The organism is Kineosporia succinea, assembly GCF_030811555.1.
Lineage (GTDB): Bacteria > Actinomycetota > Actinomycetes > Actinomycetales > Kineosporiaceae > Kineosporia > Kineosporia succinea.
The window spans coordinates 3,705,188-3,727,373 of sequence record NZ_JAUSQZ010000001.1 but is presented as its reverse complement, the minus strand read 5'-3'; the positions used below and the strand labels follow the sequence as shown (position 1 = coordinate 3,727,373).

The 22,186-nt window shown below is 69.9% G+C and carries 22 protein-coding genes; 2 read left to right on the top strand and 20 right to left on the bottom strand.

Annotated features, from left to right (window positions below):
- Positions 1–352 precede the first annotated feature (352 nt).
- From J2S57_RS16410 to J2S57_RS16355, 12 genes are all read right to left on the bottom strand, one after another.
- Positions 353–796 (bottom strand): DUF2550 domain-containing protein, encoded by a 444-nt coding sequence (locus J2S57_RS16410; RefSeq protein WP_307243656.1) that lies wholly within the window; start codon positions 794–796, stop codon positions 353–355.
- A gap of 18 nt (positions 797–814) precedes the next feature.
- Complete coding sequence (locus J2S57_RS16405; protein WP_307243654.1) at positions 815–1,084, bottom strand: F0F1 ATP synthase subunit epsilon; 270 nt, start codon at positions 1,082–1,084, stop codon at positions 815–817.
- 134 nt (positions 1,085–1,218) lie between these two features.
- Entirely contained in the window at positions 1,219–2,682 is a 1,464-nt protein-coding gene (gene atpD / locus J2S57_RS16400) for a F0F1 ATP synthase subunit beta (RefSeq protein WP_307243651.1), read from the bottom strand.
- Between the two features lie 55 nt (positions 2,683–2,737).
- Positions 2,738–3,631, bottom strand: coding sequence for a F0F1 ATP synthase subunit gamma (locus J2S57_RS16395; RefSeq protein ID WP_307243648.1), 894 nt, complete (start codon positions 3,629–3,631; stop codon positions 2,738–2,740).
- A 34-nt stretch (positions 3,632–3,665) separates the two neighbouring features.
- Positions 3,666–5,300, bottom strand: coding sequence for a F0F1 ATP synthase subunit alpha (atpA, locus tag J2S57_RS16390; protein ID WP_307243646.1), 1,635 nt, complete (start codon positions 5,298–5,300; stop codon positions 3,666–3,668).
- 146 nt (positions 5,301–5,446) lie between these two features.
- Positions 5,447–6,262: a F0F1 ATP synthase subunit delta gene (locus J2S57_RS16385; RefSeq protein WP_307243644.1), complete on the bottom strand. Its 816-nt coding sequence runs from the start codon at positions 6,260–6,262 to the stop codon at positions 5,447–5,449.
- Between the two features lie 17 nt (positions 6,263–6,279).
- The gene (locus tag J2S57_RS16380) at positions 6,280–6,870 is read right to left on the bottom strand and encodes a F0F1 ATP synthase subunit B (protein WP_307243642.1); all 591 of its coding nucleotides are present in this window, start codon (positions 6,868–6,870) and stop codon (positions 6,280–6,282) included.
- Between the two features lie 41 nt (positions 6,871–6,911).
- Entirely contained in the window at positions 6,912–7,121 is a 210-nt protein-coding gene (gene atpE, locus J2S57_RS16375; protein WP_307243639.1) for an ATP synthase F0 subunit C, read from the bottom strand.
- 84 nt (positions 7,122–7,205) lie between these two features.
- Positions 7,206–7,991, bottom strand: a complete 786-nt coding sequence (gene atpB, locus J2S57_RS16370; RefSeq protein WP_307243637.1) for a F0F1 ATP synthase subunit A — start codon at positions 7,989–7,991, stop codon at positions 7,206–7,208.
- Between the two features lie 321 nt (positions 7,992–8,312).
- Positions 8,313–8,762, bottom strand: coding sequence for a hypothetical protein (locus tag J2S57_RS16365; RefSeq protein WP_307243635.1), 450 nt, complete (start codon positions 8,760–8,762; stop codon positions 8,313–8,315).
- On the bottom strand, positions 8,759–10,090 hold the full coding sequence (locus J2S57_RS16360; RefSeq protein WP_307243633.1) for a glycosyltransferase family 4 protein: 1,332 nt from the start codon (positions 10,088–10,090) through the stop codon (positions 8,759–8,761). The genes J2S57_RS16365 and J2S57_RS16360 overlap by 4 nt, the downstream gene beginning before the upstream one ends.
- Entirely contained in the window at positions 10,087–10,806 is a 720-nt protein-coding gene (locus J2S57_RS16355) for an L-threonylcarbamoyladenylate synthase (protein ID WP_307243631.1), read from the bottom strand. Before J2S57_RS16355 ends, J2S57_RS16360 begins: the two co-directional genes overlap by 4 nt.
- Before the next feature lie 350 nt (positions 10,807–11,156).
- Between J2S57_RS16355 and J2S57_RS16350 the strand changes: the two genes are divergently transcribed.
- Positions 11,157–11,555 (top strand): hypothetical protein, encoded by a 399-nt coding sequence (locus tag J2S57_RS16350; protein WP_307243629.1) that lies wholly within the window; start codon positions 11,157–11,159, stop codon positions 11,553–11,555.
- A gap of 41 nt (positions 11,556–11,596) precedes the next feature.
- Here the strand turns inward: J2S57_RS16350 and prmC are convergent, their stop codons facing one another.
- The 7 genes from prmC to J2S57_RS16315 form a co-directional block, all read right to left on the bottom strand.
- A complete protein-coding gene (prmC, locus tag J2S57_RS16345) occupies positions 11,597–12,466 on the bottom strand; it encodes a peptide chain release factor N(5)-glutamine methyltransferase (RefSeq protein ID WP_307243627.1) in 870 nt (289 codons plus the stop codon).
- Between the two features lie 2 nt (positions 12,467–12,468).
- Positions 12,469–13,578, bottom strand: coding sequence for a peptide chain release factor 1 (prfA, locus tag J2S57_RS16340; protein ID WP_307243625.1), 1,110 nt, complete (start codon positions 13,576–13,578; stop codon positions 12,469–12,471).
- Between the two features lie 212 nt (positions 13,579–13,790).
- Positions 13,791–14,009: a 50S ribosomal protein L31 gene (rpmE, locus tag J2S57_RS16335; protein ID WP_307243623.1), complete on the bottom strand. Its 219-nt coding sequence runs from the start codon at positions 14,007–14,009 to the stop codon at positions 13,791–13,793.
- A 145-nt stretch (positions 14,010–14,154) separates the two neighbouring features.
- Complete coding sequence (gene rho / locus J2S57_RS16330; RefSeq protein ID WP_370882662.1) at positions 14,155–16,053, bottom strand: transcription termination factor Rho; 1,899 nt, start codon at positions 16,051–16,053, stop codon at positions 14,155–14,157.
- A 340-nt stretch (positions 16,054–16,393) separates the two neighbouring features.
- Entirely contained in the window at positions 16,394–17,332 is a 939-nt protein-coding gene (thrB, locus tag J2S57_RS16325; RefSeq protein WP_307243618.1) for a homoserine kinase, read from the bottom strand.
- 5 nt (positions 17,333–17,337) lie between these two features.
- Positions 17,338–18,420 carry a threonine synthase gene (gene thrC, locus J2S57_RS16320; protein ID WP_307243615.1) on the bottom strand — a complete coding sequence of 361 codons (1,083 nt, stop codon included), beginning with the start codon at positions 18,418–18,420 and terminating at the stop codon, positions 17,338–17,340.
- The gene (locus J2S57_RS16315; protein WP_307243613.1) at positions 18,420–19,739 is read right to left on the bottom strand and encodes a homoserine dehydrogenase; all 1,320 of its coding nucleotides are present in this window, start codon (positions 19,737–19,739) and stop codon (positions 18,420–18,422) included. Before J2S57_RS16315 ends, thrC begins: the two co-directional genes overlap by 1 nt.
- 135 nt (positions 19,740–19,874) lie before the next feature.
- Here J2S57_RS16315 and J2S57_RS16310 point away from each other — a divergent pair, with 135 nt between their 5' ends.
- A complete protein-coding gene (locus tag J2S57_RS16310) occupies positions 19,875–20,552 on the top strand; it encodes a response regulator transcription factor (protein ID WP_307243611.1) in 678 nt (225 codons plus the stop codon).
- Here the strand turns inward: J2S57_RS16310 and J2S57_RS16305 are convergent.
- Positions 20,549–22,021, bottom strand: a complete 1,473-nt coding sequence (locus tag J2S57_RS16305) for a sensor histidine kinase (protein WP_307243609.1) — start codon at positions 22,019–22,021, stop codon at positions 20,549–20,551. The two genes, J2S57_RS16310 and J2S57_RS16305, sit on opposite strands and share 4 nt — an antisense overlap.
- Positions 22,022–22,186: the final 165 nt, after the last annotated feature.

Here is a 22,186-nt window from a genome sequence, read left to right as displayed (position 1 = left end):
GGTATCACTAAGAGCGAGGCAAGGGCGACGCCTTCGAAGCCGCGACGGCGAAGCCCGCACCTCGAGCCAGACGCACAGAGCGGCCGGCCGCCGCGAGGGAACACCTGGGTCCCCGTCCGGGTGAGGCGGCTGTTCGATTCCTGCGCGTCAGAACAGATGGTGGCCGGGCCGTCCACGCCGGATCAGGTGGGTCACGTGCGTGGGCGGCCAGGCTCGCAGGCTTGGCCGAAACACGTCAGGCCTTGCTGAAACAAGAAGGCCGCGCAACCCGAAGGGGCTGCACGGCTGAAGCGAGCTCTTCGGCTCGAAAAGGCTTACGACGAGGGCGAAGCACGAACAGTCGGTGTGAAGATCAGGCGCTGAACGGCTGCATGCCGGGAGGCGTCGCTTCCAGCCAGGTGGCGAATCCGATGTAGTCCGACCTTGTCATGGCCATCTCGAGAATCTCGTCGCCATAACTGCATCGCACGATCACCGCGCCCGGCAGGATCGAGTGGATCTCCTGCTCGCTCGGCTGAATCCATTCCAGGAGCAGCATCTGGGAGCGAACGAAGACCTGGCTGGGTCGCGGGCTCAGAGTGAAGATCCGAAACCATTCGAGCCGGTCTTCGCTGTACCGCGCGACGCCCAGGATCCAGGCGCTCGCGCGGCGGGGGTGCTCGCGTTTCAGCGAGCAGTCGAACGTGGCGCCGTTACGGGCCAGCAGGTAACGGCGCAGGATGAACAGTGCCAGGACCAGGCCGAAGAGGACGAGGAGCCCGCCGAGGATCTCGAGCGGAGCTACCAGTTCACCCAACTCCGGCCGGGCCCGGACTCAGGCCGAGCCGACGAGGGCCGCGGTGTCGGCCACCACGGTCACCCGGTCGTGGTCGATGGAGAGGAACCCACCGTCCTCGACCTGAGCCTCGACCGTGGAACCGTCTTCGCCGCGGATCGTGATCTTGCCCGGGGCGAGCAGTGCGAGCGTCGGCTCGTGCCCACTGAGCACACCGATCTCACCCTCGATCGTCCTGGCGATCACCATGCGGGCAGTGCCCGTCCAGACCTTCGCCTCGGCACTCACCAGTTCTACCTGGAGCGACATGCCGGTTCCTCCGTGTTCTCGATCTCGTCACCGATGGGACGCGGCCGACGAGTTGTCGACACAGTATCGGCTCGCGGGGAGCCGTGGTGCGGGGACCGGTCGGTGAAGACCGGCCCCCGGCAGTACGCGGAGGATCAGGCGCCGGTCTTCTTCTGGATCTCGGCCCACTTGCGCTCGACGTCGTCGAGGCCACCGCACATGAAGAACGCCTGCTCGGCGACGTGGTCGAACTCGCCGTCGCAGATCCGGGTGAAGGCGTCGACCGTCTCGTCGATCGGGACCGTCGAACCCTCGATGCCGGTGAACTGCTTGGCCACGTAGGTGTTCTGCGACAGGAACCGCTGGATCCGGCGGGCCCGGTTCACGACGATCTTGTCTTCTTCGGACAGCTCGTCGATACCCAGGATCGCGATGATGTCCTGCAGCTCCTTGTTGCGCTGGAGGATCTGCTTGACGCGCACCGCGGTGTTGTAGTGGGCCTCACCGATGTACCGCGGGTCGAGGATGCGCGACGTCGAGGTCAGCGGGTCCACGGCGGGGTAGATACCCATCGACGCGATCTCGCGGGAGAGCTCGGTGGTCGCGTCCAGGTGCGCGAACGTGGTGGCCGGGGCCGGGTCGGTGTAGTCGTCGGCCGGCACGTAGATCGCCTGCATCGAGGTGATCGAGTGACCACGCGTCGAGGTGATGCGCTCCTGGAGGAGGCCCATCTCGTCGGCCAGGTTCGGCTGGTAACCCACGGCGGACGGCATACGGCCGAGCAGCGTGGAGACCTCGGAACCGGCCTGCGTGAACCGGAAGATGTTGTCGATGAAGAGCAGCACGTCCTGGCTCTGCACGTCGCGGAAGTACTCCGCCATCGTGAGGGCCGAGAGGGCCACGCGAAGACGCGTGCCCGGCGGCTCGTCCATCTGACCGAAGACGAGCGCGGTGTTCGGGAGAACGCCCGCCTCTTCCATCTCGACGATGAGGTCGTTGCCCTCACGGGTGCGCTCGCCGACACCGGCGAACACGGAGACACCACCGTGGTCGCGGGCGACCCGGGCGATCATCTCCTGGATCAGCACGGTCTTGCCGACACCGGCACCACCGAACAGGCCGATCTTTCCACCCTGCACGTACGGGGTGAGCAGGTCGATGACCTTGATGCCGGTCTGGAACATCTCGGTCTTGGACTCGAGCTGGTCGAAGGCCGGGGCCTTGCGGTGGATCGGCCAGCGCTCGGTGACCTCAAACGTCTCGCCCTCGGCGAGGTTGAGCACGTCGCCGATCGCGTTGAACACGCGACCCTTGGTGACGTCACCGACCGGGACGCTGATCGGGTTGCCGCTGTCGGAGACCGACATGCCACGGACCAGGCCGTCGGTCGGCTTCAGCGCGATGGCGCGGACCAGGTTGTCGCCGATGAACTGGGCGACCTCCAGCCAGAGCCGGATGTCCTCCCCGTTCAGCGTGTAGTCGATGTACAGAGCGTTGTACATGCCGGGCAGCTGGCCCTGCGGGAACTCGATGTCGACGACGGGGCCGATGACCCGGGCCACCCGGCCGACGCCGGCCTGGCCGCTGGTCGCACCCGTTTCGGTGACGGTGGCGGTCATTTCGCTCTTCTCTCTGTCATGTCTCGTGGCTCGGGCTCGGGGATCAGCAGCTGGGTCAGCCGGCAAGTGCGTCGGCGCCGCCGACGATCTCGCTGATCTCCTGGGTGATCTCGGCCTGGCGCGCCTGGTTGGCCAGTCGCGTGTAGGTCCGGATCAGTTCCTTGGCGTTGTCCGAGGCGGACTTCATCGCACGCTGACGGGAGGCCAGCTCGGAGGCCGACGCCTGCAGCAGTGCGTTGTAGATCCGGCTGTTCACGTACTTCGGCAGCAGCGCGTCGAGCACCTCCGCCGGGTTCGGCTCGAACGCGTAGAGCGGCAGCAGCTCGTCGGGGGCCGGGGGCTCGGTGCCCTCGACGACCTCGAGCGGCAGCAGCCGGACGATCTCCGGCTGCTGCGTCACCATGCTGACGAACCGGGTGTAGACGATGTGGATCTCGTCGACCCCGCCGTCCTCGTAGTCCGCGAGGAACGCCTCGACCAGCGTGTCGCCGATCGTGCGGGCGTCCTCGTACTTCGGGGAGTCCGAGAAACCGGTCCACTCCGCGGCGATGTCGCGCTTGCGGAAGCGGAGGAAGCCGACGCCCTTACGTCCGGTGACGTAGGTGGCGACCTGCTTGCCCTCCCCCTCCAGCCGCTCGCGAAGCTGCTCGCTCGCCTTCAGCGCGTTCGAGGAGTAGGCCCCCGCCATGCCGCGGTCGGCCGTGACGACCAGAACCGCTGCCCGGCGGACGCTTTCCTTCTCCGTCGTGAGGATGTGATCCACGTCGGAGTAGGTCGCGACCGCCGAGACCGCCCGGCTGATGGCGCGGGCGTACGGCGTCGACGAAGCCACGGCCTGCCGCGCCTTGGAGATCCGCGACGAGGCGATGAGTTCCATCGCCCGGAAGATCTTCTCCAGGGACGCGGTAGACCGGATGCGGGCCCGGTAGACCCTCTGCTGGCCTGCCATATCGCTTAGCTCTCCTTAGATCCGCGCCGCTGCGTCAGCGCTGCTGCCGGACGATCTGCTCCTGCGAGATGTCCTCGGCGTCAGTCGCCTCGTACTCCTCGGAGCCCGCCACGATGCCCTCGTCGGAGCCGGCCTGGAAGAACTGCTTGAAGGACTCGACCTCCTTCTCCAGGCTGGCGTTCGTGTCGTCGTTGAACTGCAGCGTCTCGCCGATCGTGGTGAGCACGTCGGTGTTCCGGCGCAGGTGGTCGATGAACTCCTGCTCGAAGCGGCGCACGTCGCCGACCTCGACCGAGTCGAGGGCACCGGTGGTGCCGAGCCAGATCGAGACGACCTGCTCCTCGGTCGCGTAGGGCGAGTACTGCGGCTGCTTGAACAGCTCCATCAGACGCTGACCACGGGCCAGCTGCTGCTTGGAGGCGGCGTCCAGGTCGGAGGCGAAGAGCGCGAAGGCCTCGAGGGCGCGGTACTGCGCCAGCTCGACCTTCAGCGAACCCGTGACCTTCTTCATCGCCTTCGTCATGGCGGAGCCACCGACGCGGGAGACGGAGATACCGACGTCGACGGCCGGACGCTGGTTGGCGTTGAACAGGTCCGACTGCAGGAACAGCTGGCCGTCGGTGATCGAGATGACGTTGGTCGGGATGTAGGCCGACACGTCGTTGGCCTTCGTCTCGACGATCGGCAGACCGGTCATCGAGCCGTGGCCCAGCTCGTCGGACAGCTTCGCGCAACGCTCCAGCAGGCGGGAGTGCAGGTAGAAGACGTCACCCGGGTAGGCCTCGCGGCCCGGCGGGCGGCGCAGCAGCAGCGACACGGCGCGGTAGGCCTCGGCCTGCTTGCTCAGGTCGTCGAAGACGATGAGCACGTGCTTGCCGGCGTACATCCAGTGCTGGCCGATGGCCGAACCGGTGTAGGGCGCGAGGTACTTGAAGCCGGCCGGGTCGGACGCCGGGGCGGCGACGATGGTCGTGTACTCCAGCGCGCCGGCCTCTTCGAGCGAGCCGCGGATCGACGCGATGGTCGAACCCTTCTGGCCGATCGCGACGTAGATGCAGCGAACCTGCTTGTCCGGGTCGCCGGACTCCCAGTTGCGCTTCTGATTGATGATCGTGTCGATCGCGATCGTGGTCTTGCCGGTCTTGCGGTCGCCGATGATCAGCTGGCGCTGGCCGCGGCCGATCGGGGTCAGCGAGTCGATCGCCTTGATCCCGGTCTGCATCGGCTCGTGCACCGACTTGCGCTGCATGACGCCCGGAGCCTGGAGCTCCAGGGCGCGGCGGCTCTCGGCCACGATCTCGCCGAGACCGTCGATCGGCGCACCCAGCGGGTCCACCACGCGGCCGAGGAAGGCGTCACCGACGGGCACGGAGAGCACCTCGCCGGTCCGCTTGACTTCCTGGCCCTCTTCGAGGCCACTGAACTCACCGAGAACGACGACGCCGATCTCGTTGACGTCCAGGTTCTGCGCGAGGCCGAGCGTGCCGTCCTCGAACTTCAGCAGCTCGTTGGCCATCACGCTGGGCAGGCCCTCGACCCGGGCGATGCCGTCGGCCGCCTCGGAGATGATGCCTACTTCTTCCCGCGTGGCCGTGCTCGGGTCGTAAGACTGCACGAAGGCGTCCAGCGCGTCCCGGATCTCGTCCGGACGGATCGTCAGCTCCGCCATCTGGATCCCCTGCTCTCTCGTCGTTGTCCGGCGTGAGCCGGGCCGTGGGTCGTCATCCTTGTTGCTTACTTGCTTAATTCTTCTTGGCGTCCATCATCGCGCGCCGCGGCGGCCGCACCGTCCGGAGGAGGCGCGGCCGGCCGCGGTCAGCCTGCGATGGTGCGCTTCGCCGTGTTCAGCCGGCTCAGGACCGTGCTGTCGATCAGCTCGCCGGCCACGATGATCCGCAGCCCGCCGAGCACCTCGGGGTCGATGTCCACGTTGAGGCGGATGTCGCGACCGTAGAGCCGGCTCAGCGTGGTGCCGAGCCGGGACCGCTGCCCCTCGGTGAGCGGTGAGGCAGCCACGATCTCGGCCACCAGCTGGCGGCGTCGGGCGGCGGCGGCCTCGAGGAACTTCTCCAGGACCTGCTCGACGCGGCGTCCCCGGGGGGCAGTCGCGGCCTGCGAGGCCAGGCTCAGCGTCTCGGGCGCCACCTTGCCGGAGAGCAGGGTGGCGACCAGCTGGCGCTTGCGCTCCACGCCCGGGGTACGGACGGCGAACGCGTCGCGCAGCGTCACGTCACCGGCCACCGTGCGGCTGAAGCGGAAGAGCTCGTCCTCCACCCGGTCGAGACGCCCGGCCTTCTCGGCCCCGGAGAGCTCGGCGGAGACCGCCAGACCCTCCAGTGCCTCGGTGAGGTCCGAGGAGTCCGACCACTGCGCCCGGACCAGTCCGGAGACCAGGTCCAGCGCCGAGGCGGAGACCTTGCCCTCGAGCAGCCGCGCCACCAGGGCGGCGCGGGTCTCGGCGGGCCGGGACGACTCGGTCAGGGCCCGGCGCAGGGCGGCGTTGGAGGCCACCAGGTTCGTGACCCCGAACAGGTCCTGCGCCAGCCGGGCCGCGTCGGTGCCGGCGGAGCTCACGAGCAGCTCCAGCCGGTCCTGACCGGCGGCGAGCGCCACCCGGCTCGGGCCTTGCATCCGCACCTGCGCCGCCATCAGGAGACCCGGCCCGTGCTGGGCGCGGCGTCGGCCGCTTCCAGCTCGTCGAGGAAGCGGTCGATGACGCGGGACTGACGGGCGGAGTCCTGGAGGGACTCGCCGACGATCCGGGACGCCAGGTCGGTCGCCAGGGCGCCGACGTCCGACCGCAGCTGCACGACCGCCTGCTGCCGCTCGGCAGCAACCTGCTGCTGGGCGGACGAGACGATCCGGGCCGCTTCGGCCTGGGCCTGCTCGCGCAGTTCCGCGACGATCTCGGCGCCCTGGGCGCGAGCCTCCTCGCGGATCCGGCCGGCCTCGGCGCGAGCCTCGGCCAGCTGGGCCTGGTACTCGTCCAGGGCGGCAGCGGCCTCGGCCTGAGCCTTGGCCGCCTTCTCGATCCCGCCCTCGATCTCGGCGGTGCGCTCGGCGTAGACCGCCTCGAGACGCGGAACCACGTACTTCTTCATCACCCAGAGGACGATGAGGAAGAAGACAAGACTGACGACAACTTCCGACGGGTGCGGAACCAGCGGCAGCTTGGTACCCCAACCGGTCGCCTGGTCGTGCGTCTCGGTCTCAGCAGCAATGAGAACAAGCGAATTCATGGTCACCCTCCTTCCCGGTCAGACCTGAGTAAGGGGGTGGATCACTTGAAGAGGAACGCGAAGACCAGACCCAGGATGGCGAGCGCCTCGGTGAGGGCGAAGCCGGTGAAGGCGATGGTCTGGAGGACGCTGCGCGACTCCGGCTGGCGAGCCACACCGTTGATGTACGCGGCGAAGATCAGGCCGATACCGATACCCGGGCCGATCGCGGCGATGCCGTAGCCGAGGAATGCGATGTTGCCTTCGACCATTGCAGTTTCCTGCCTTTCGGGGTTGTGCCTGAGGGAGGCTCAGGCAGTTGTCAGTGCGCGTCGACGACGGGCACCGGCGGAAGATCAGTGCTCGTCGGCGACGGCACCGGCGATGTAAACGCAGGTCAGGAGCACGAAGACGTACGCCTGGAGGAACTGGACGACAACCTCGAAGGCGTACATGACGAGGGTGAAGGCGTAGGCCAGGGCGCCGGCGGCGGGCAGGAAGCCGGAACCGTGGAAGAGGAGGTACTCGCCGCCGAAGGTGAAGATCAGCAGCATGAAGTGACCGGCGAACATGTTGCCGAAGAGTCGCAGCGCGAGCGTCAGCGGCCGGGTGATCACGTAGGTCATGAACTCGAGGAGCCACATGAACGGCACGATCCAGGCCGGAAGGCCGCTCGGCACGAAGCTCTTCAGCCAGCCGACGACACCCATCTTCTTGATCCACACACCGTGGTAGGTGACGTAGACGACGGCCGTCAGCACGATCGCGTAACCGATACGGCTGAAGGTCGGGAAGGTGATGAGCGGGAAGACACCCAGCAGGTTGTTCACCAGGACCACGGTGAACAGCGCGAAGAGCAGCGGCAGGAACGGCTTGAACTTCTCCGCGCCGATGATGTCGCGGGCCAGGCCGTTGCGCACCATCCCGTAGGTGCCCTCGACGAGGAACTGCGCCTTGCCCGGCACCACCCTGAGGTTCGACGTGATGCGCAGCAGCACGACCGAGATCATCACGGCGACAACGGCGAAGACCACCATCGAGCGGGTGAGGGCAAAGGCGCCGTCCCCGATCAGCGGCTGCCAGAACTCGTAGGTGCCTGGAGCCTCGTAGGTCTCGCCGCCGCCTGCGGCCAGTTGAATCACGGTCGCTCCTCCAAGACTCAGTGCTTCGTTGCGGGGTGCAGCCAACTGGCTCACGCGGAGGGCGCTGGCGGCAGGGTCACAGTCAGGGGTGGTACTCGTTGTGGAACAAGTTCAGGGGGAGGACGGGCTCGGGCGTTACAGCTCGTAGCCGGCGAGGCCCTCGATCGGGCACACCGCAGTTATGGCGGGTGCCCTCAGCAGGGTCGACTCGTCATCCATCTGGCTTGACACTATCAGTCATGTAGGGCGGTTCTGTCGGCACCCCCCTACAAGGGTCGCTTGACCCTCTGGTGGGGGTAATCCGGCACACACCCGATCGGGTTAATCGCTTGTGCGTTTCTCGTCGTACAGCGGCTCGCGAAGCTTGAGCGCTCCGCGCATAAGACCTCCGGCCCAGCCCAGCGTTCCGGCCAGCAGACCGAAGGCGACACCCGGGCCGCTCACCCAGGCCACATCGTCCAGAGCCAGGTAAATGCCCCACATCAGGCCGATGACCAGGCCATATGTAGTCAGCGCGAAGAACGTGCCCAGGGTCGGGTCGGTCATCCGGATCTGGAAGTGCAGCATCGACGTGAGCGTCAGGGCCACCAGGGCGAGCCCCAGACCGAGCAGGGCCGAAAGCCCTTGGTCACGGCCGACCACGAAGGCGACACCAGAGGTCAGACCCCCCAGCACAAGGGAGGGAAGAAGTGCTGCAAGCCACAGGGCGGTGACCGGCTCGGCCTGCCGGGCGACCTTCTTGTCGCCGGGGCGCAGGTCGGACATGTTCACGATCCGTTCATTCCGGAGTTCACGCCGGCCCCGCTACGGTGCGTGCCTCGCTCGTCGGGGGCCTGGTCCTGGCCCTCATCCTGGCCATTCTCTGTTGAACGAACTTGGCGTGCGCTTGGTTTCGTGATTCCGGCCGGAGATGTACTGAGATCCGGATCGGCCGCGGCGCGGGGCAGCGACGGGTCGGCCGGGATCACCACGGTGGCGCTGCGGGGACCGGCACCGGGCACGGCACTGGCCGCCATCTGCCCCCAGTTCCTGCGCCCGACGGTCAGGATCAGGGCCAGCAGCACGGCCGCTCCCCCGATCAGGATCGCCCGGCGGGGTGAGACGAAGGCGAACAGGATGACGCCGAAACCGACCGTGGCCGTCCAGAAGTAGAGGATCAGGACAGCCCCGGCGTGGCTGTGGCCCAGGCTCAGCATGCGGTGGTGCAGGTGCAGCTTGTCGGGCTGCCAGGGCATCTTGCCGGCCCGGGTGCGGCGCAGGATGGCCAGCGTCAGGTCGAGGATCGGCAGGGCGAGCACGGCCAGCGGCAGCACCAGCGGCATGAACGCGGGCAGGATGCCGATCTCGGCCAGGGTCGAGGGCTCGACCGTGCCGGTGATCGCGACCGTGGACGTGGCCATCAGCAGCCCGAGCAGCATGGAACCGCTGTCGCCCATGAAGATCCGGGCCGGGTTGAAGTTGTGCGGCAGGAACCCGACGCAGGCGCCGACCAGGGCCGCCGTGAGCACCGAGGCCAGCGACGCGTAGTCGTTGGGCGAGGAGTCCCGGGCCAGCAGGTAGGAGTAGACGAAGAAGGCGGCCCCCGCGATCGCCGTCATCCCGGCGGCCAGGCCGTCGAGCCCGTCCACGAAGTTCACCGCGTTGATCGTCACCAGGATCGCGACCACGGTGACCGCGATCAGCAGCATCCGGGACGGGATGAAGGTGCCGAAGATCGGCAGGAACAGCAGCTGGATGCCCTGCCAGGCCATGATCCCGGCGGCGAGCATCTGCCCGGCCGCCTTGGTGAGGGCGTCCAGCTCCCAGAGGTCGTCGAAGACCCCGAGCAGACAGACCGCACCGGCCGACAGCAGCACCACGTAGGCGGTGCGGCCGGTGAACACCCCTTCGAAGAACGGCACCCGGGACGCGGTCAGCATGGCGATCGCGATGCCCGCGTAGATGGCCGCGCCACCCAGCCGCGGGATCGGCACCGTGTGCACGTCTCGCTCACGCAGAGCGGTGACGGCCCCGATCCGCCGGGCGATCCGCCGCACCGCCGGGGTGGTCAGGTAGGTGACCGTCGCGGCGATGAGGAAGACGAAGAGGTAACCCCTCACCCGGCGCTCTCCGATGCTTCCGACGCGCCCGGCACAGCCCGCTGCTCGCCGGGTTCCCGACCGGGTTCCTCGCCGAGGCCGAGCAGGGAGGGCACCACCGAGCGCAGGTCTTCGAGCGTGACCGCCCCCTGGCGCACCACCCGCGGCGGGGTGGAGGTGCAGTCGACGATGGTGGAGGCGACGCCCAGCTCGGCGTCGCCGCCGTCGAGGTAGACGGCCACCGAGTCACCGAGCATCTCCTGCGCCTGCGCACAGGTCAGCGCCGCGGCGTGCCCGGTGAGATTGGCGCTGGAGACGGCCATCGGCCCGGTGCGCTCGAGCAGCTCCAGCGCCACCGGGTGCAGCGGCATCCGCAGCGCCACGGTGCCGTTGGTCTCGCCGAGGTCCCAGCGCAGGGTGGGCTGGGCCCGGGTGATGATCGTCAGCGCACCGGGCCAGAACGCCTCGGCCAGCGCGCGGATGTCGGGGGTGATGCCCGCCGCGATGCCGTCGAGGGTGCGCACGTGCGGCACCAGCACGGGCGGGGGCATGGCGCGGCCCCGGCCCTTGGCGGCGAGCAGCGCGGACACCGCCTCCGCATCGAAGGCGTCGCAGCCGATTCCGTAGACGGTGTCGGTCGGCAGAACGACGAGATCACCTTCGGCCACCACGTCGGCGGCCTTGGTGATGCCGCGCGAACGCTGGACCTCCTGGGCGCAGTCGAAACGCACACTCACACCCCGAGTGTGGCACTACCCGGGCCCGGACCGTGCATTCCGGGTGGCCTTCCCGACGCCGGGCAGGTGTATCGAACCCGGTTCGGCACGCTCCGCACGCACGCGCTCGCGCTATGACACGCCCGTGCTTGGCGTCCAGTGCACCCCCGGCGGTTCGCGTGCTCAGCGTGATTGGTTAACTACCTCACGTTGATCCGATTTGTGACCCATGCGTTACTTGATGCGCGGCGAGGGGGAAATCGAAAAGCCGCCTCGGGTGTGCTTTTCGGTCCACACCGCACACGGGGAGCACCGCCGGCGGGGGACGCCGGTGAGGGCTCCGAAGGCATCTCACATCCCTGGAGAGACGCATGAAGAAGATCATCGCCGCTGTCGCCCTGGCCGCCTCGGCCGTGCTCGTCGCCCCGGTCTCGGCGCACGCCGCCGAGGTCCGGCCCGCGGCCATGAAGAAGCACACCTGGAAGAGCCAGGGCCTGTCGGGCGTCCAGGCCAGCGGCAAGTGGTGGGTCGCCGGCGGCAAGCTCCACGTCAGCGGGACGCTCTACGACACCAAGGCCGACAAGCACCAGGCCCAGCTGCGGATCCGCTTCTCGGACAAGGCCGCGGCCAAGGTCGTGAAGGCGACCGGGGGCAAGGGCTCCCACACGGATTTCAGCTTCACCTCGGGGTCCAAGGCCCACGCCGACGTGCGGGAGATCCTGAAGAACAACCTCTCGTACCGCGAGAGCAAGTGGTACAAGATCCGCTGAGATCCGGCTGTGCCCCGGCTCCGGCCGGGGCACAGCGCTGCTCAGCCCGCGCGCCGCGCCACCAGGGCCCGGTCCCGCCCGGCCAGGTCGCGGTGCGTGCCCACGTCCACCCAGTCCGGCGCGGTGGCCAGCAGACGGCCACCCTCACCCTGCACGTCGGCGTGCTCCATCACCAGCAGCCCACCCGGCTTGAGCAGCCGGGCCGCGGTCGCGACCACGCCCCGCGGGATCGCCAGACCGTCGTCCCCTCCCCCGTACAACGCCAGCACTGGGTCGTGGTCACGCACCTCGGGCTCGGTCGGCTCGGCGTCCGGCGGGATGTAGGGCGGGTTGGCGACCACCACGTCCACCATCCCCACCAGGTCGGCGAGCAGGTGCTCGTCGGCGCGCACCGCGTCACCGGGCCGCAGGTCCACCCGGGAGCCCAGCGCCTCGACATTGCGCCGGGCCCACTCCACCGCCGGCGGATCGAGCTCGACCGCCACCACGCGAGCCTCGGGCACCTCGTCGGCCACCGCCAGGGCGATGGCGCCCGACCCGGTGCACAGGTCGACCACCAACGGCTGCGAAAGCCGTGCGGCCTCCTCGACGGCCAGCCCCGCCACCCACTCCGTCTCGACCCGGGGCACGAAGACGCCCGGCCCGACCAGGATCTCGAGCCGCCGGAACCCGGTGCGCCCGGTCAGGTGCTGCAACGGAACCCGTTCCGCGCGGCGCTCGAGAAGGGTTGCCACCCGGGAGGTCTCGTCGTCGGTAAGGCGGTAGCCGAGGATCACCCGGCGGGACAGCTCACGCCGCTCGACCCCGAGCACGTGCGCCAGCAGGATGTTCGCGTCGGCCGAGGGCGAGGGCACCCCGGCATCGGCGAGGATCCGGACCGCCCCGGCCATCACGTCTTTCAGCTCGGGCACGATCAGCGCACCGACTGCAGCGCGGCGAGCTGGGCACTCTCGTCGGCGTCCAGGCAGGACTGGATCACCGGGCCGAGGTCGCCGTCGAGCACCTGATCGAGGTTGTAGGCCTTGAAACCGGTGCGGTGGTCGGCGATCCGGTTCTCCGGGAAGTTGTAGGTGCGGATCCGCTCGGAGCGGTCGACGGTGCGCACCTGCGAGCGCCGGGCCTGCGAGGCCTCGGCGGCGGCGGCCTCGACCTGGATCGCGTGCAGCCGGGCGCGCAGGATGCGCAGGGCCGATTCCTTGTTCTGCAGCTGCGACTTCTCGTTCTGGCAGGACGCGACCACGCCGGTGGGCACATGGGTGATGCGCACGGCCGAGTCGGTGGTGTTGACGCTCTGGCCACCGGGACCGGACGAGCGGTAGACGTCGATGCGCAGGTCGTTCGGGTCGATCTCGATCTCGACGGCCTCGTCGGGCTCGGGGAGCGCCAGCACGCCGGCGGCCGAGGTGTGGATGCGCCCCTGCGACTCGGTCACGGGCACGCGCTGCACGCGGTGAACCCCGCCCTCGTACTTGAGTTTCGCGAACACGCCCTCGCCCGGGCCCGGGTTGCCCCGGTACTTCACGGCGACCGAGATGTCCTTGTAGCCACCGAGATCGCTCTCGGTGGAGTCGATGACCTCGGTGCGCCAGCCGTTGCGCTCGGCGTAGCGCAGGTACATGCGCAGCAGGTCGCCGGCGAACAGGGCCGACTCCTCGCCGCCCTCACCGGCCTTGATCTCCAGGATCACGTCGCGCGCGTCGTCCGGGTCGCGCGGGATCAGCAGACGGTGCAGCTTCTCCCGGGCCTCGGTCAGCGCGGCCTCGAGTGCGGGCAGCTCCTCGGCGAAGGACGAGTCCTCGGCGGCCAGCTCGCGGGCGGCCTCCAGGTCGTCGAGCGCGGCGCGCCATTCCTCGTGACCGGCGTGCACGGCGCCCAGCTCGGCGTAGCGGCGGCCGAGTTTGCGGGCCAGACCCGCGTCGGCGTGGATCGAGGGGTCGGCGAGCTGCCGTTCCAGCTCCTCGTACTCGCCGAGCAGCGGCTCGACGGCGGCCTGCGCGGACTCGTCGGGGGTGAGCTGGGTCATCGTCGCCTTCTTCTGGAGTTCAAAACCCGATGGGGGACGCCCCGGGGCACCGGGGCGGATGAGGCAGGTCGGTCTCGCGAGGGTTCACGACCAGACGGTGACCGTCGCCCGTCCGGCGGCCGACGCGTCCACCCTTGATGCCTGATGCCCTGCCGACAAACGACGACACCGGCCGCCGCCCTCGGTGAGGGCCACGACCGGCGTCGGGGTTGCTACTTGCTTTCGGTCTTCTTGCCGTAGCGGGCCTGGAAGCGCGCCACCCGGCCACCGGTGTCCAGGATGCGCTGCTTGCCCGTGTAGAACGGGTGGCAGGCGGAGCACGTCTCGGTGGAGATGGCGCCGCTCGTGGCGGTGCTGCGGGTCTCGAAAGTCTCGCCGCAGGCGCACTTGACCGTGGTGGTCACGTACTGCGGGTGAATGCCGGCCTTCATGATTCTCCTCAGTTGTCGCGCCGGGTCGTGCGGCACGGGTGCACCGCTCGTGAACCGGAGCTTGAGTCAGTCTGCCAGATCGGCGGACGCGAGCCATAACCACGTTCGCCCCGGGGGCATTCCCCGGGGCGAACGGGTGAGGCAACTATTCGCCGCTGGGCGAGGTCTTCTGCACCTGCATGAGGAACTCCGCGTTGCTGGAGCTCTTCTTGGTGCGGTCGAGCAGGAGCTCGATGGCCTGCTGGGGCTCGAGAGCACCGAGCACGCGGCGCAACCGGTAGATCACACCGAGCTCGTCCTTGCCCATCAGGATCTCTTCACGACGCGTGCTGGAGGCGTTGACGTCGACCGCCGGGAAGATCCGCTTGTCGGCCAGCTGGCGCGACAGCTTCACCTCCATGTTGCCGGTGCCCTTGAACTCCTCGAAGATCACTTCGTCCATCTTTGAGCCGGTCTCGACCAGCGCGGTGGCGAGGATCGTGAGCGAGCCACCGTGCTCGATGTTGCGCGCCGCGCCGAAGAACCGCTTCGGCGGGTAGAGCGCGCTGGAGTCGACACCACCGGAGAGGATGCGCCCGCTGGCCGGTGCGGCCAGGTTGTAGGCGCGGCCCAGACGGGTGATCGAGTCGAGCAGCACGACCACGTCGTGCCCCAGCTCGACCAAACGCTTGGCGCGCTCGATCGACAGCTCGGCGACGGCCGTGTGGTCGTCGGCCGGACGGTCGAAGGTGGAGGCGATGACCTCACCCTTGACCGTGCGCTGCATGTCGGTGACCTCTTCGGGCCGCTCGTCGACCAGCACGACCATGAGGTGGCACTCGGGGTTGTTGCGGGTGATCGCGTTGGCGATCGCCTGCAGCACCAGGGTCTTTCCGGCCTTCGGCGGGGAGACGATCAGGCCGCGCTGGCCCTTACCGATCGGCGCCACCAGGTCGATGATGCGGGTGGAGATGATGTTCGACTCGGTCTCCAGCCGCAGGCGCTCCTGCGGGTAGAGCGGCGTGAGCTTGCCGAACTCCGGCCGGTTGCGCGCCTCTTCGGGGGCGCTGCCGTTGACGGTGTCGAGACGCACCAGCGCGTTGAACTTCTGGCGCTGGTTGGCCTGCTCACCCTCGCGCGGCTGACGCACGGCGCCGGTGACGGCGTCGCCCTTGCGCAGACCGTACTTCTTGACCTGGCCGAGCGAGACGTAGACGTCGTTCGGGCCGGGCAGGTAGCCGGAGGTGCGCAGGAACGCGTACGAGTCGAGCACGTCGAGGATGCCGGCCACCGGGACGACCACGTCGTCTTCGTTGACCTCGACCTCGTCGATGCCACCGGGCTCGCCCTCGCGACCCCGACCGCGCTTGCGGTCACGGAAGCGACGGCCCCGGCGACGGCCCCGGCCGTCGAGGTCGTCATCGTCGTCGTCGGCGGGCGGGTTGTTCACCGGGGCGGCGGCGTTGCGACGCTGGGAGTTGTTGCGGCCCTGACTGTCCCGCTGACCGTCACGCTCGGGACGGCTGCCCTCGCGCTCGGTGCGGCCCCCTTCGGCCCGGCCCCCCTCGGCCCGGTTGTCCGAACGGGTTTCGGAACGCTCGGCGCGGTTGCTGTTGCGGCCACGACCCCGGGTGGGGCGCTCTGCCGCCGGCTCGGCGTCGGCGGCCACCGGCTCGGCGGGCACCTCGACCGGGGCCGGCTCGGCCTCGACCGGGGCGGCGACCGCGGCGGCGGCCCGGCCACGGCGGCCGGTGGTTCCGTTCTTGCCGGCCGGGGCCTCGATCAGCGCTTCCTGCGCGGGCGCGGCGGCCTCGGTCTCCTCGGCCGCGGCGACGCTGCGGGCGGAGGTACGACGCGTGCGGGCCGGGGCGCCGGCGGGAGCGGACGCCGCGCGACGGGAGCGGGTGGCGGCCGGGGCCGCCACGGCGCCGGAGCCCTGATGGCTGCGGATCGCCTCGAGCAGCTCCGCCTTACGCATCCGGGCCGTGCCGTTGATGCCCAGTTGCGAGGCCACCGCCTGGAGCTGCGGCAGGCGGAGCGTGGAGAGGTCGACGGCGGCCGACATCTCGGTGGTATCTGTCACGAAAGGTCTTCCCCCTCCTCGGCCGCGACTTGAGTCACGACCAGCGGGTGTTACACCCGGAGAGTCCGGGTGGTGGTACGCCGCGACGACCACGGACGACCACGCAGGAGCGCGGAAACCTGGAATGAGCGGCGGAGTACAGCACGTGTGCCTGACGGAACGGCATCCATCGGCTGCACACGTACTGTAACACCGGTGCGGCCTAGAACGAAGAACTCGAATCAGGCCAAGCAACCGATCTCACGCCGGAGCGATGTTCGATCGGTCACTCACCGGCCCGCACATCATTGCACCGGAGCTTCCCGCTGCATACTCGGACGGCTCATTCACCTTCTGTAGCCAGAAGCGAGCCCACCGTGTCGATTCCCGGGGTCATGACCGTCCAGCGGTTCGCGGCGGTGCCGGCCAGAGCGGCGTTCACCGCGTCGATCGCCCCGGTGCGCGAACCGAGCACGAGCACGGTCGGCCCGGCCCCCGAGACCACCGCGGCCGCGCCCAACTCCCGCACCCGGCGCACCAGCTCGGCGGTGTCCGGCATCGCGGGCGCCCGCTGGGCCTGGTGCAGGCGGTCTTCCGTGGCCTCGAGCAGCAGGTCGGGGCGGCGGGTGAGGGCGTGCACCAGGAGTGCGGCACGCCCGGCGTTGAACGAGGCGTCCGGGTGGGGCACCAGCGCCGGCAGCATGGCCCGCGCCGTGCTGGTGGACAGTTCGCCGGACGGCACGCAGACCACCGCGCCGAGGTCGGACCGCACGTCGACCCGCTCCGCGCGCGGCACCCCGGCCGCCGTCAGCCAGGAGATCGTGCAGCCGCCCAGAAGCGTTGCGGCAGCGTTGTCGGGGTGCCCCTCGAGCGAGGTGGCGAGCGCCAGCACGGTGGGGTCGTCGAGCGCCTCCGGCTCGGCCAGCACGCCGCGCGCGGCGATCAGGCCGGCCACCACCGCGGCCGAGGACGAGCCCAGGCCGCGGCCGTGCGGGATCGAGTTGGCGCAGTGCAGGCGGATACCCGGCTGCGCCACCCCGACGTGGTCGAACCCGGCGCGGATCGCGCGGACGACCAGGTGGTCCTCGGTGAGCGGGACCCCGCCGGCCCCCTGCCCCTCGACCGTGACCTCGAGCCCGGACGGCGCCAGGCCGAGGGACACCACGTCGTGGACGTCGAGCGCCAGGCCCAGGCTGTCGAAGCCCGGGCCCAGGTTGGCGCTGGTGGCGGGCACCCGCACGGTGGCGCGGCGTGTCGTCACCAGCCCCACGGCGGCGGTCACGGACATCAGGCCAGACCGATCGCGTTCGCGATGCTGACCGTGTCGACCTGGATGCGGGTCGGCTGCACGTCGCCGCCGTCGGCGGTCTTCAGCGCCCACTGCGGGTCTTTCAGCCCGTGGCCGGTGACCGTGCAGACCACGCGCTGGCCCGGCTCGAGCTCACCGGCGGCGTGGGTCTGGAGCAGGCCGGCGACCGACGCGGCCGAACCGGGCTCCACGAAGACGCCCTCCTTCGAGGAGAGCCAGCGGTGTGCGGCGAGGATGGCCGGGTCGTCGACGGCGTCGATGCGCCCGCCCGAGGAGTCGCGGGCCTCGATCGCCTGCTGCCAGGAGGCCGGGTTGCCGATGCGGATCGCGGTGGCGACCGTCTCGGGGTGGTCGACCGGGTGGCCGAGCACGATCGGCGCGGCGCCGGCGGCCTGGAAGCCCCACATCTTCGGGGTTTTCGACGCCTTGGCCGGCAGGCGGCCGTCGGTCGCGTACTCCTGATAGCCGCGCCAGTACGCGGTGATGTTGCCCGCGTTGCCGACCGGCAGGCAGTGGATGTCGGGCGCGTCGCCGAGCACGTCGACGATCTCGAACGCGGCCGTCTTCTGGCCCTCGATGCGGGCCGGGTTGACCGAGTTCACCAGCTCGACCGGGTAGGCGTCGGCGAGCTTGCGGGCCACCGTGAGGCAGTCGTCGAAGTTGCCGTCGACCTGCAGCAGCTGCGCGCCGTGGGCGATCGCCTGGGCCAGCTTGCCCATCGCGATCTTGCCGTCCGGAACCAGCACCGCACAGGTCATCCCGGCGGCCGTGGCGTAGGCCGCCGCGCTCGCCGAGGTGTTGCCGGTGGAGGCGCAGATGACGACCTTGGCGCCGCTCGCGGCGGCGGCCGTCATCGCGGCCGTCATCCCGCGGTCCTTGAACGAGCCGGTCGGGTTGACGCCCTCGCACTTCAGCCAGACCTCGCAGCCGGTGTGCTCGGAGAGCTTGTGCGCCCGCACCAGCGGTGTGCCGCCCTCGCCCAGCGTCACCGCCGGGGCGTCACCCAGAATCGGGAGCCGGTCCCGGTACTCGTCGACGACTCCGCGCCACAGATGTGCCATCAGTCCTCACCCTCGACCCGCATGACGCCCACGACGGCCGTCACGCTCTCCAGCCCGGCCAGCGCCGAGACGGTTGCTTCCAGTGCCGCGTCGGTCGCGGAGTGGGTGACCACCACCAGCGACGCGCGGTCGTCGTCCGTGGCGTCGGGAGCCGCCGCCGGGGACTGCTGCTGCCGCACCGTCTCGATCGAGACGCCGTGCTCGGCAATGACTTTGGCGACCGTGGCGAGAACGCCGGGACGGTCGGCCACCTCGAGGCTGATGTGGTAGCGGGTGACCACCTCGCCCATCGGCCGCAGGGGCAGCTGCGCGTAGGTCGACTCCCCCGGGCCCCGGCTGCCGCCGACCCGGTTGCGGGCGGCCGAGACCAGGTCTCCCAGAACGGCGCTCGCGGTGGGCAGGCCCCCGGCGCCCTGGCCGTAGAACATCAGCTCCCCCGCGGCCTCGGCCTCGACGAAGACGGCGTTGAACGCCCCCCGCACGTTGGCCAGCGGGTGCGCGACCGGGACCATCGCCGGGTGCACGCGCACCGAGACGCCCTCGGAACCGTCGGCGGCCACCGTGCGCTCGCAGATCGCGAGCAGCTTGACCACGGCGCCGATCGCCTTGGCCGAGGCCACGTCGCCGGCCGTCACCGTGGTGATGCCCTCGCGGTGCACGTCGTCGGCGTGCACCCGGGTGTGGAACGCCAGCGAGGCCAGGATCGCGGCCTTGGCGGCGGCGTCGAAGCCCTCGACGTCAGCGGTCGGGTCGGCCTCGGCGTAACCCAGCTCCTGGGCCTGCGACACCGCCTCGGCGAGGTCGAGGCCGGCCGTGTCCATCTTGTCGAGCACGAAGTTCGTGGTGCCGTTGACGATGCCCAGCACGCGGCGCACCCGGTCACCGGCCAGCGACTCGCGGATCGGGCGCAGCAGCGGGATCGCCCCGGCCACCGCGGCCTCGTAGTAGAGCTCGACGCCACCCCGGTCGGCGGCTTCGTAGAGCTCCGGGCCGTGCTCGGCCAGCAGCGCCTTGTTGCCCGTGACCACCGAGGCACCGGCGGCCAGCGCGTCCAGGATGAGCGTGCGCGCGGGCTCGATCCCGCCGATCAGCTCGACCACCAGATCGGCCCGCTTGACCAGCTCGGACGCGTCGGTCGTGAGCAGCGCCGGGTCGATGCCCGGGCCCCGGTCGACGTCCAGACGCCGCACGGCGATCCCGACCAGCTCCAGGGGCGCGCCGACCCGCTGGGCCAGCTCCTGCGCATGCGTCGTCAGGAGGCGGGCCACCTGTGTTCCCACCGACCCGCTACCCAGCAGCGCAACCTTCAGCGGCTCCACCGTGACTCCCTGACTCGTGTGATTTGTCTCGACATGTGAGAATGACGGGCCACCATGTGGCCTGAGAACCTGCTGAGTTCACCCGGCCGAGCGCCGTCCTGGCAAGTATCTTGGCAGGTCTGACCGAGGAGGACCGTGCGGGTACTGATCGTCGACGACGAGCGTCCACTGGCTGAGACGATCCGTCGGGGGCTCACCGACGAGGGTTTCGTCGTCGAGATGGCCCACAACGGCCAGGACGCCCTCTGGGCCGCCACCGAAAAGCGTTTCGACGCCATCGTTCTGGACATCATGCTGCCGCGGGGCAACGGGTATCAGGTGCTCACCGAGCTGCGCCGGCGGGAGATCTGGACGCCGGTGCTGATGCTCACCGCAAAGGATGGCGATTACGACCAGACCGACGCATTCGACCTGGGCGCCGACGACTACCTCACAAAACCTTTCAGTTTCATCGTGCTGGTGGCGCGGCTGCGGGCCCTGATCCGCCGCGGCGCCCCGGAGCGCCCCGTGGTGCTGGCCTGCGGCGATCTCACCCTCGACCCGGTGCGGCGTCGCGTCGAGCGGGCCGGCCAGGAGATCAGCCTGACCCCACGCGAGTACGGCCTGCTCGAGTTCCTCATGCGGCACAAGGGTGACGTCGTGACGAAGAGCGAGATCCTGGAGGGCGTCTGGGACCCGGCCTTCGACGGTGACCCGAACGTGGTCGAGGTCTACGTGCGCTACCTGCGCCGCAAGATCGACGCCCCGTTCGACCGCAAGGCCATCGAGACCGTGCGCGGCATGGGCTACCGGCTCTCGACGACGGGCGGCTAGGGCGCCTCGATCGGCTGGACCGGGATCTCCCCGGTGTCGCCGGGCAGCGGCCCCAGCTCGATCGTGATCGGCAGCTGCACCTGGAAACGTGCGCCCCCGTAGGGCGAAGCGCCCAGCGCCACCTCCCCGCCGTGCCCGCGCACCACCTCCCGCACGATCGGCAGCCCCAGGCCCGCACCCCCGCTGGCCCGGTCGCGGCTCTCGTCCAGCCGCACGAAACGCTCGAAGACCCGGTCGCGGTCGTTCGGGGCGATACCCGGCCCGTCGTCGTCCACCATCACCAGGGCCGTCGAACCGGACACCGCCATCGACAGCGCGACCGTGCCCTGCGCGTAGCGGGCGGCGTTGTCGACGAGGTTCCGCAGCACCTGGCCGAGCTTGTACGGGTCGCCCAGGATGCGCACCGGCACCACCGACAGCGGCACGTCCAGCGACGACGACGTGCGCAGCCGCCGGGCCTCCTCCATCACCAGGTCGTCGAGGTCCACCTCGACCGACACGATCTTCAGGCCCTGGTCGTCGGCGCGGGCGAGCAGCAGCAGGTTCTGCACCAGCACGCCCATCCGCTCGGTCTCGGTGCGCAGCACGGGACGCAGCTCGGCCCAGGCCCGGCCGGTGACGTCGGAGTCGACCACGTCGAGCGTGGCCGAGAGCGTGGCCAGCGGGCTGCGCAGCTCGTGGCTGGCGTCCGAGACGAACTGGCGCTGGGCCTGCTGGGCCGTCTGCAACCGGTCGAGCATCTCGTTCATGGTGACCGCGAGCGCCGCCACCTCGTCGCGGGTCGGCGGGATCGGCACCCGTTCGGCCAGTTCGCGCTCGTCGATGGCGGCGACCCGGGAGCGGATCTGCTCGACCGGGCGCAGGGCGCGGCCCATCATCACCCAGACCAGCCCGCCCAGCCCCGCCAGGAGCAGCGGGAACGAGACCCCGAGCACCCCGAGCATCTTCATCACGGTGTCACGCTGGCCGGACAGGAACGTGGCCACGATGATCGTGTCGGTCTCGCCGTTGTACTCGATGCCCCGGGTGACCACGAGGAACGGCCGGTTGGTGTCGAGAATCTTGAGCGGCCCGGCCTCTTCGCGCACGGTCTCGCCGTCGGCCGGGCGGATGCCGGTGATCGGGCCCTGCCGGGTGTCGTAGGTCGAGCTGGAGACCACCGCGTCGCCCTTGAGCACCTGCACCCACTGGCCGTCGCGCTGGCTCTGCCGCTTCTTCAGGTAGTCGTCGAGCTCGCCCTCGCCGAGCAGCTCGAGCTGCCCCGCGACCTCGTTGACGCGCACGTCGGCGGCCCGGTTGAGGCCCCCGATCAGGCTGCGCTGCAGCACGTAGAAGATCAGGCCGCCGGCCAGGGTCAGCGCGAGCGCCAGCACCACGACCGCCGACACCGTGGACCGGGCCCGCACGGACGGCAGCAGCCGGTGCGGGGCCGCGGCGGCGTCGAACCGCCAGCCGTGCTCGGAACTCATACCCGCATTCTCACAGGTACCGGCTGTGACCAGCTTGAGAGCAACCCTCTGCTGGTGGACGTGGTGGTCGCCGGGGCACGGGGAAGTCCCGGTGGGTCGCGGCCGGCCGATCGGTGAACTCTCGCCCGCCGTACCTGACGCATCGGGCGCCCGACCCGGAACACG

Bases quoted from the DNA above. Each gene is read 5' to 3' on its own strand.
- J2S57_RS16405 (WP_307243654.1), bottom strand. From the start codon at position 1,084: ATGTCGCTCCAGGTAGAACTGGTGAGTGCCGAGGCGAAGGTCTGGACG.
- atpD (WP_307243651.1), bottom strand. From the start codon at position 2,682: ATGACCGCCACCGTCACCGAAACGGGTGCGACCAGCGGCCAGGCCGGC.
- J2S57_RS16395 (WP_307243648.1), bottom strand. From the start codon at position 3,631: ATGGCAGGCCAGCAGAGGGTCTACCGGGCCCGCATCCGGTCTACCGCG.
- atpA (WP_307243646.1), bottom strand. From the start codon at position 5,300: ATGGCGGAGCTGACGATCCGTCCGGACGAGATCCGGGACGCGCTGGAC.
- J2S57_RS16385 (WP_307243644.1), bottom strand. From the start codon at position 6,262: ATGCAAGGCCCGAGCCGGGTGGCGCTCGCCGCCGGTCAGGACCGGCTG.
- J2S57_RS16380 (WP_307243642.1), bottom strand. From the start codon at position 6,870: ATGAATTCGCTTGTTCTCATTGCTGCTGAGACCGAGACGCACGACCAG.
- atpE (WP_307243639.1), bottom strand. From the start codon at position 7,121: ATGGTCGAAGGCAACATCGCATTCCTCGGCTACGGCATCGCCGCGATC.
- J2S57_RS16350 (WP_307243629.1), top strand. From the start codon at position 11,157: ATGAAGAAGATCATCGCCGCTGTCGCCCTGGCCGCCTCGGCCGTGCTC.
- prfA (WP_307243625.1), bottom strand. From the start codon at position 13,578: ATGACCCAGCTCACCCCCGACGAGTCCGCGCAGGCCGCCGTCGAGCCG.
- rpmE (WP_307243623.1), bottom strand. From the start codon at position 14,009: ATGAAGGCCGGCATTCACCCGCAGTACGTGACCACCACGGTCAAGTGC.
- rho (WP_370882662.1), bottom strand. From the start codon at position 16,053: ATGTCGGCCGCCGTCGACCTCTCCACGCTCCGCCTGCCGCAGCTCCAG.
- thrC (WP_307243615.1), bottom strand. From the start codon at position 18,420: ATGGCACATCTGTGGCGCGGAGTCGTCGACGAGTACCGGGACCGGCTC.
- J2S57_RS16305 (WP_307243609.1), bottom strand. From the start codon at position 22,021: ATGAGTTCCGAGCACGGCTGGCGGTTCGACGCCGCCGCGGCCCCGCAC.